Origin of the sequence: Vogesella fluminis, assembly GCF_014652335.1 — a bacterium.
In the GTDB taxonomy this organism is placed as follows: domain Bacteria; phylum Pseudomonadota; class Gammaproteobacteria; order Burkholderiales; family Chromobacteriaceae; genus Vogesella; species Vogesella fluminis.
Genome location: NZ_BMYP01000063.1, coordinates 1 through 8,358, shown reverse-complemented (window position 1 = coordinate 8,358; position 8,358 = coordinate 1). Strand labels below are relative to the sequence as shown.

The 8,358-nt window shown below is 64.8% G+C and carries 7 protein-coding genes; 3 read left to right on the top strand and 4 right to left on the bottom strand.

The window, feature by feature from the left end:
• Positions 1-630 (top strand): DUF6904 family protein (locus IE083_RS14800; protein WP_189354808.1); only part of this gene is annotated, 630 nt, incomplete at its 5' end.
• 111 nt (positions 631-741) lie between these two features.
• Here the strand turns inward: IE083_RS14800 and IE083_RS14795 are convergent.
• Positions 742-1,134: a c-type cytochrome gene (locus tag IE083_RS14795; protein ID WP_189354807.1), complete on the bottom strand. Its 393-nt coding sequence runs from the start codon at positions 1,132-1,134 to the stop codon at positions 742-744.
• A gap of 205 nt (positions 1,135-1,339) precedes the next feature.
• Here IE083_RS14795 and nosZ point away from each other — a divergent pair, with 205 nt between their 5' ends.
• Positions 1,340-3,268 (top strand): TAT-dependent nitrous-oxide reductase, encoded by a 1,929-nt coding sequence (gene nosZ / locus IE083_RS14790; protein ID WP_189354806.1) that lies wholly within the window; start codon positions 1,340-1,342, stop codon positions 3,266-3,268.
• An 83-nt stretch (positions 3,269-3,351) separates the two neighbouring features.
• Positions 3,352-3,777, top strand: coding sequence for a copper chaperone PCu(A)C (locus IE083_RS14785; RefSeq protein WP_189354805.1), 426 nt, complete (start codon positions 3,352-3,354; stop codon positions 3,775-3,777).
• A gap of 95 nt (positions 3,778-3,872) precedes the next feature.
• On the opposite strand, the gene IE083_RS14780 is transcribed toward IE083_RS14785, so the two are convergent.
• From IE083_RS14780 to IE083_RS14770, 3 genes are all read right to left on the bottom strand, one after another.
• Complete coding sequence (locus IE083_RS14780; RefSeq protein WP_189354804.1) at positions 3,873-4,883, bottom strand: nucleoid-associated protein; 1,011 nt, start codon at positions 4,881-4,883, stop codon at positions 3,873-3,875.
• Positions 4,884-4,965: 82 nt separating this feature from the next.
• Entirely contained in the window at positions 4,966-6,348 is a 1,383-nt protein-coding gene (gene cysS / locus IE083_RS14775) for a cysteine--tRNA ligase (protein WP_189354803.1), read from the bottom strand.
• 204 nt (positions 6,349-6,552) lie between these two features.
• On the bottom strand, positions 6,553-8,289 hold the full coding sequence (locus IE083_RS14770; RefSeq protein ID WP_189354802.1) for an ABC transporter transmembrane domain-containing protein: 1,737 nt from the start codon (positions 8,287-8,289) through the stop codon (positions 6,553-6,555).
• Between the last annotated feature and the right edge of the window lie 69 nt (positions 8,290-8,358).

The following is an 8,358-nucleotide window of genomic DNA, read 5'->3' as shown; positions in this document are numbered from 1 at the left end:
GCCCTGCGTTTCACTATTCCGCCTTCGGGCAGGCCCAAGTCCGACAGGCTGCTAGATAGGCTTCACACTTTCATCCATCACGTCGTAGAGGAAAGCGGCTACATCGAGGACAAGGAAGGCTTTGTATTGGGGCTGGCCTACGATGTTCGCAAAGCGTTTCAGGGCCAGCGGAGCCAGGACTATCGCGCCCACTCCGAAGACGACCGCTGCCGCATCTATGGTGTCGAAGTCTTGTGGCCTGTGCTCCTGGTGCAAATCGGAGTTTTGCGTCAAGCGATGGCGTTCATGCCGACCAACAAGCTCGATCAGGCGCTCATGTTCGAGCTGGAGTACGTTGTGGAATCAGCCTTGCGGACGGCCATACCGGTCACGGCTGATGAAGTCATCCATCGGATAGGTTGCATTGGTAGTGCGTCTTACATGCACTTGGACAGCGTACTCGATAGCCGCTGCCGCTATTTCATCGAGCTTCCGGCCAAACAACGGCTGAAGACACTGCCGAAGCTGATGGAGACTTTCGATCCTATGTACGGATTCTGGGCCGATGCGGGAAGCGGTATGAGGCCAGGCATTATTCCGCCAGATGCCTTTGTCGATGGCAGGCAAGAGTGGCCGGACTTCAAGTGGTAAGTCAGCCGTCATGGCTTAGCGTACGATTTTTTCCGAATTCTGTGACGACCCCTAAACAGACAACGCCCGCCGGCAGACCGGACGGGCGTTGTTCTGTCGGGCTGGCAGTGCTTACAGCTTGCTGAGCATGTAGTCCACCGCTGCCTTGACCTCGTCGTCGGACAGTGCGGCGTTGCCGCCCTTGGCCGGCATCATGCCTTTTTCACCGGTAAAACCGACGATGGCATGCTGGTACAGCTGCTCCTTGCCGGCAGCGATGCGTGACGCCCAGTCTCCCTTGTTGCCGGCGATGGGGGCACCGGCAGCGCCACTGGCGTGGCACATGGAGCAGGTCTTCTTGTATGGCGATTCGCCGATATGCGGCGTATCGCTGGCAGCCTGGGGAGCAGGTGCGGCCTGGGTCGCGGCGGGTTCGCCCTGGCTGGCGGCAGGCGCCTCGCTCTTGCTACAAGCGACAAGCAGCATGGCAGCCAGCAATGCGGCACCCATAGTGTGTAATTTCATCTCGGATTCCTTGATTTTGTTACTGCCGATCCGGCAGCGGGTAGCAATGTGAATGTATTAAATATTCACTTGTCTTGTGATTGATGAATATCAAGGGGCTGCCATACAACCACTCCTAGAATGCCTGCGACAAATTGACGCATCCGGACGGCCGCCGGTCTGCGCCTTGCAGATTCCCCCAATCCAAACCAGAGGATTTAGCATCATGGAGAAAAACGCCCCCTTCCCGCTCGACCCCAGCCGCCGCAATTTTCTTGGCAAATCGGCACTCGCGGGCCTGGCCGGCGCCGGCCTCAGCCTGGGCCTGACCGGATGCCAGGACGCCACCAGCACTACGGCGCAGGCCGGCACCGCCACTGGCAACGCTGCAGCTGCCGCCACGCATGGCAAGTTCGAGGTAGCACCGGGACAGCTGGATGATTACTACATCATCTCCTCCGGCGGCCATAGCGGTGATATGCGTATCTACGGCTGCCCGTCCGGGCGTACCTTCAAGGAGATTCCGGTATTCAACGTCGACTGCATGGTCGGCTGGGGTATCACCAACGAATCCAAAGCCATCCTGGGCACCAAGCCGGACGGCAACCTGCGCTACAAGACCGGCGACACCCACCACGTGCACGGCTCATACACCGACGGTACCTACGACGGCAAATACTTCTGGGTCAACGACAAGCTCAACAACCGCGTGGCCCGTATCCGCGGCGACACCTTCGAAGTGGACAAGATCACCGACCTGCCCAATGTGCAGGGCCACCACGGCATGTTCCCGGACAAGCGAGACCCGGTGAAGGCCGATATCAACCACACCACCCGCGTATTTGCCGGTTCCGAGTTCCATATCCCGCTGCCCAACAACGGCAAGGGCATCGACGACAAGGCCGGCCATGGCTGCCTGTTCAGCTGCCTGGATGCCGAGAGCATGGAAGTACGCTGGCAGTGCCGCGTGGATGGCAATATGGACCTGGTAGCCACCAGCTACGACGGCAAGTTGGCCGCATCCAACCAGTACAACACCGAAAACGGTGTGCTCTACGAAGAGATGATGTCCGCCGAGCGCGATGCCTGCGTGTTCTTCAACGTGGCACGCATCGAAGAAGCAGTCGCCGCCGGCAAGTTCACCACCATAGGTACGAGCAAGGTGCCGGTAGTGGATGGCCGTGCCGCAGCCAATGCCGACCCGAAAACCGCGCTCACCTGCTATGTACCGGTACCGAAGAACCCGCACGGCGTCAACATCAGCCCGGACGGCAAATACTTCGTCTGCTCCGGCAAGCTGTCACCGACCTGCAGCGTGATCGCAACCCAGCTGGTGGAAGACTGGTTCGACGGCAAGGTGAAGACGCCGCGCGACTGCGTGGTCGGCGAGCCGGAACTGGGCCTGGGGCCATTGCACACCGGCTTCGACGGCAAGGGCAATGCCTTCACCACGCTGTTCCTCGACAGCCAGATCGTGAAGTGGAACGTGGACGCCGCCATTGCCCAGTTCAAGGGAGACAAGGCAATCAAGGTAGTGCTGGACCGTCTCGATGTGCACTACCAGCCGGGCCATGGTTATGCTTCGATGGGCGAGACCAAGGAAGCTGACGGCAAGTTTTTTAACTCCGGCAACAAGTTCTCCAAGGACCGCTTCCTGCCAGTAGGCCCGCTGCACGTGGAAACCGAACAGCTGATCGACATCAGCGGCGACAAGATGGCGCTGCTGCACGACCACACCGCCTACCCGGAACCCCACGACGCCATTATCGTGCGCCGCGACCGCATCAAGACGCGCCAGGTGTACGACATGGCCGAGTTCCCCAATGCGGTGACCGATCCCAAGAGCCAGAAGGTAGAGCGCAAGGGCAACAAGGTAACGGTGTACCTGGCCAGCCAGGCACCGGCATTCTCGATGCGCGAGTTCCGCGTCAAGAAGGGCGACGAGGTGACCATCATCCTCACCAACCATGACAAGGTAGAGGATCTCACCCACGGCTTCGCCATCGAGAACTACGACGTATGCTTCATCGTCAATCCGGGTGAAACCAAGTCGGTGACCTTCAAGGCGGACAAGGCTGGCATCTTCTGGTGCTATTGCCCGCACTTCTGCCATGCGCTGCACCTGGAAATGCGCAGCCGCATGATTGTCGAGTAAGCCGACGCAACCGTTTGAGCGACCTTGCCCCCGTCAGCCGTACCGGCGGGGGCTTTTTCCTTTCCCGTCCCCTGGAGTCCGCCATGTCCGCCCGCCTGTTTGCCCTGCTCCTCGTCCTGCTACCGCTGGCGGCTCACGCCGACATCACCGCCGGCAACGGCTGGGTGTGGCGCACCCGTGCCGGCCAGAGCGGTAGCAGTGCCGGACTGACACTGCACAGCGAGCAGCCGGCCACACTGCTGGCGGTCTATGCGCCAGGGGTTGGCCGCATCGAACTGCACCACAGCGGCGTGGACAGCAACGGGCGCCGCACAATGCGGCGCCTGCCGAGCCTGCCGTTGCCGGCCGGCAAGACGCTGGTACTCAGGGAAGACGGCATTCATCTGATGCTGCTTGGGCTGGCGCACCCGCTGTCTCGCGGCAAGCTGCCGCTGGTACTGACATTGCAGGATGCCGGCGGCGGCCGGCACACACTGGTCACGCTGCTGGATGTGCGTGTACCGCAGTAGTAGGCACAGCGATCCTTGCAGGAGCCGGAACGGCAAGCGGCACGGCATCAAGCGCTGCCGTAAACATCGTCACTTCGGGATTCCGGGGCCGCCGCTCAGCCATTACGCTGCAGCAGGCGCAGCGTAACCTGCAGCTCGCCGTCGTCGCCCTTCACCGTCTGCACGTTCTGCAGGCTGAGATCGGACGGCAGCAGCAGGCTGATGCCGTGGCCGACGCCGACCTTGCTCCAGCTCTTTTCCAGCCGCCGCGCCATGCCCTGCGCCGGCAGCCGCACGTCACTCTCCAGTGCAAAACCGTAGTTCTCGGCGGCGCTGTCGAACAGGCGCCCGATCTGCTCCGGCTCGACGTAGCGCTCCGCCATGCTGCCCATCTGCCTCGGCGACACCTCCGGCACCGTCTTGCACAGCGTCATCACCTCGTCCTTGAAGCGCACCTGCGCCAGCGGGTCTTCGATCTCTTCCGAGATCTGCTCCATCACCTCGGCCACCAGCTTGCTGCTGCTGCCGGCATCCGGCACCCGCATCGCCTGCAGGAAGTCCTCGAGCCAGAACTTGGCCTCGTGCCCCTGGCGGTCGACCGCGTACAGCAGCGGGCCGTTTTCCAGAATCAGCGCGCCCTTGTCGATCAGGCGCGGGTTGATGCCGCTGGCGTGGCTGATGTCGAATACCTCGCCGCTCTCGACGATGGTAAGGAAGTCCTCCTGGATTTCCGCCTTGAACACGCCCAGCGCGCGCTGCGGACTATCCGCCTCGCCCAGGCCGGAGAACAGGATCACCAGCAGGTCGCCGGCGGCGATGTTGGGGTGCTGCGAGCGCGCGTACAGGTGCTTGGCGATGCGTTGCGACACCTCCAGCAGATCGACGTCGCCGCGGAAAAACTGCCGCGTGTAGTGGTACTGCTCGTTGAGGTTGAGATCGGTCTCGTGGAAGAACTGGTACTTCTTCTTGTCGGAGACGATGCCCTTCAGGTAGCCGTCCAGAATCAGCGCCGACACCGCCTCGTCCACGCCGATGGCCTTGTGCGACAGCTGCAACGGCTCGCCGCGCGCCGGATTGCCGACACGGTGTACCACCAAACGCTCTACCCTGGATTCGCTAATCAGCATGCTCGGATCTGTCCTCATTCAATCAAGGCGCGATTATCGCCGCCCTTGCCCGCCGCAACAAGGTTGGCCGCATGCGGCCGGGTCAATGCCCTGCCCTGGCCCGTCTCGTCAGCCGCGGCCTGTCTGCGCCGTCCTCCAGCTGCCAGCCGGCGGCCTCGATCCGCGTGCGCAGCGCGTCGGCGTCGGCCCAGCGCTTGTCGGCGCGCGCCTGCTGCCGCGCGGCGGCCAGTGCCACGATGTCCGGCGGCGCAGCCTGCGGCTGCCAGGCGGCGAGGTCCAGCCCCAGCACCGCGTCCATCGCCAGCAGCGTCGCGCGCTTGGTGTCGTCCGCCAGCTCGCCGCGCACCAGGCGCCACGCCACCGCCAGCGCGCGCGGCAGGTTGAGGTCGTCGCCTATCTCGGCGCCGAACGCGGCCAGCGTCGCCGCATCCGCCGTGCCGCCCTGCGGCCAACGTTGCACCGCGTCGCGCAGCCGCTGCAGCGCGCTGGCGGCGCCGGCCAGCGCGTCCCAGTCGAACGCCAGCGGGCTGCGGTAGTGCGCGGTCAGGCACAGGTAGCGGTAGGCGAGCGGCTCGTGGCCGGCATCGACCAGCGTCTGCAGCCGCAGGAAGTCGCCTGCCGACTTGGACATCTTGTCCTCGCCCAGCGTCAGGAAGGCGCCGTGCAGCCAGAAGTTGGCCAGCCGGTTGCCGTGGCAGGCCTGGTGCTGCGCGATCTCGTTGCTGTGGTGCACGGCGACGTGGTCCTCGCCGCCGCAGTGGATGTCGAACCAGGTGCCCAGGTGGCGCGCCGCCATCGCCGAGCATTCGATGTGCCAGCCGGGGAAGCCGCGTCCCCACGGGCTGTCCCACTCCATCTGCCGCTTGATGCCAGGCGGACTGAACTTCCACAGCGCGAAGTCGGTAGCACTGCGCTTGCCGCCCATCGCCACCCGTGCGCCTGCGGCCAACCCCGAGCGGTCCAGCCGCGCCAGGTAGCCGTAGTCCGGCTGGCGCGCGGTATCGAAGTACAGCCCGTCGGCGGTGCGGTACACGTAGCCGCGTTCTGCCATGGTGGCGACGTCGGCGATCTGCGCGTCTATGTGTTCGCTGGCGCGGCACCACAGCGCCGGCGGCAGCAGGTTTAGCGCCGCCCAGTCGTCCTGGAAGGCGCGGCTGTAGCGCGCGGCGATGTCCCATGCCGACTCGCCGCTGCGGCGGCTGCCCTTCTCCATCTTGTCCTCGCCGTCGTCGCCGTCCGATACCAGGTGGCCGACGTCGGTGATGTTGACCACGTGGCGCACTGCATAGCCGTGCCAGGCCAGCGTGCGCCGCAGCAAGTCCTCGAACACGTAGCTGCGCAGATTGCCGATGTGCGCGTAGTCGTACACCGTCGGGCCGCAGCAATACATGCCGACCGTGTCGCCGCTGATGGGGGTGAACGGGCGCAGGCTGCGCGTCCAGCTATCGTATAACTGCAAAGCCATGAAACCTCCGGGCATGAAAAAGGCCGCCGGGCAGGAATGCGCGGCGGCCGTGGGTAAGGGTGACGATGCAGTATCGCTACGCGCGCGCCTCCTCCGGCCGGGCAGAACAACAGCAGCGGCGGGTGGCGATAGCGGTCGGGTAGCGATATGTCATGGCGGCAATGCTAGACGACAGCAGCGCGGTCGGTCAAGCCAGCCACCGGGTCAGTGCTCCGTATTGAACTGCAATGCGGCCAACCTTGCGTACAGCGGCGAGCGCTGCAGCAGCTCGCCATGGGTGCCCTCCGCCACGATGCGGCCCTGCTCCAGCACCACGATGCGGTCGGCCTGCTTCACCGTGGCCAGGCGGTGGGCTATGACGATGGTGGTACGCCCGGCGGCGGCACGTTCCAGCGCCTGCTGCACCAGCTGTTCCGATTCGGCGTCCAGCGCGCTGGTGGCCTCGTCCAGCAGCAGGATGGGCGGGTTTTTCAGGATGGCGCGCGCGATGGCGATGCGCTGGCGCTGGCCGCCGGACAGGCGCACACCGCGCTCACCGAGATAACTGTGATAACCGTCGGGCAGCTTTTCGATAAAGTCATGCGCGGCGGCGGCGCGGGCGGCGGCGAACACTTCCTCGTCCGTCGCCTCCGGCCGGCCGTAGCGGATGTTCTCCAGCGCGCTGGCGCCGAAAATCACCGTGTCCTGCAGCACGATGCCGATGTGGCGGCGCAGCGCCTGCGGGTCCAGCCGCGCGACATCGACGCCGTTGAGCGTGATGCGGCCAACTTGCGGATCGTAAAAGCGCAGCAGCAGCTGGAACAGCGTGGTCTTGCCGGCGCCGGACGGCCCGACCAGCGACACCTGTTCGCCGGGACGGATGGCGAGGCTGATGCCGGACAGCGACGGCTGACCGGGCCGCGACGGGTAGGCAAAGCTGACATCCTGCAGTTGCAGCCCGTCACCTGTGGCCGGCAAGGGTAGCAGCTGCGCCGGCGGCTGGACCGGCGAGCGCTGCGCCAGCAGTGCCATCAGCCGTTCGGTAGCACCGGCGGCACGCTGCAGGTCGCCCGACACCTCGGCCACCGCGCCGATGGCGCCGGCGGTCACCACCGCGTAGAGGATGAACTGCGCCAGCAGGCCGCTGGACATCTCGCCGGCCAGCACCGCGCGTGCGCCCAGCCACAGCACGAACACCACCGCGCCAAACACCAGCATGATCACCACCGCCGTCAGCTGCGAACGGGCGCGGATGCGCGCCAGTGCGGTGTCGAAGCTGAGCGCCACCGAGCCGTCGAAACGCACGGTTTCGCGCGCCTCCTGCGCGAAGGCCTGCACCGTCTGCACCGCGTTCAGCGTCTCGCCAGCCATGGCGCTGGAATCGGCGATGCGGTCCTGGCTGGAACGCGACAGGGCGCGCACGCGACGACCGAAGATCAGGATAGGCAGGATCACCAGCAGCAGCGTGACCAGGATGTAGCCGGTCAGGCTGGGGCTGGTCACCGCCAGCATCACCAGCCCGCCAAGCATCAGCAGCAGGTTGCGCAAGCCCATCGACAGGCTGGTGCCGATCACGGTCTGCACCAGCGTGGTGTCGGTGGTCAGCCGCGACAGCACCTCGCCAGTCTGCAGCGTCTCGAAGTATTCCGGGCTCATGCGGATCACGTGGCGGTACACCGCGCTGCGCACGTCAGCGGTGACGCGCTCGCCCAGCCACGACACCAGATAGAAACGCAGCGCGGTGAACAGCGCCAGGACCAGCGCCAGCGCCAACAGAGCCAGAAAGTAGCCGTCGACCGCCTTGTGCTGCACAAAGACGTGGTCGATCAGGTAGCGGAACGCCACCGGCAGCAGTAGCGTGGCCGTGGCCGCCACCAGCAGCGCCAGCGCGGCCAGCAGCGCGCGGACCCGATACGGCCGCAAAAACGGCCACAGGCCGGACAGCGGGGTAAGACGTTGCAATAAACCTGGGCTAGCAGCCTGTCGGACTTAACGAGCCGTATGAGATAATTCGGATCATCCAAAACACAG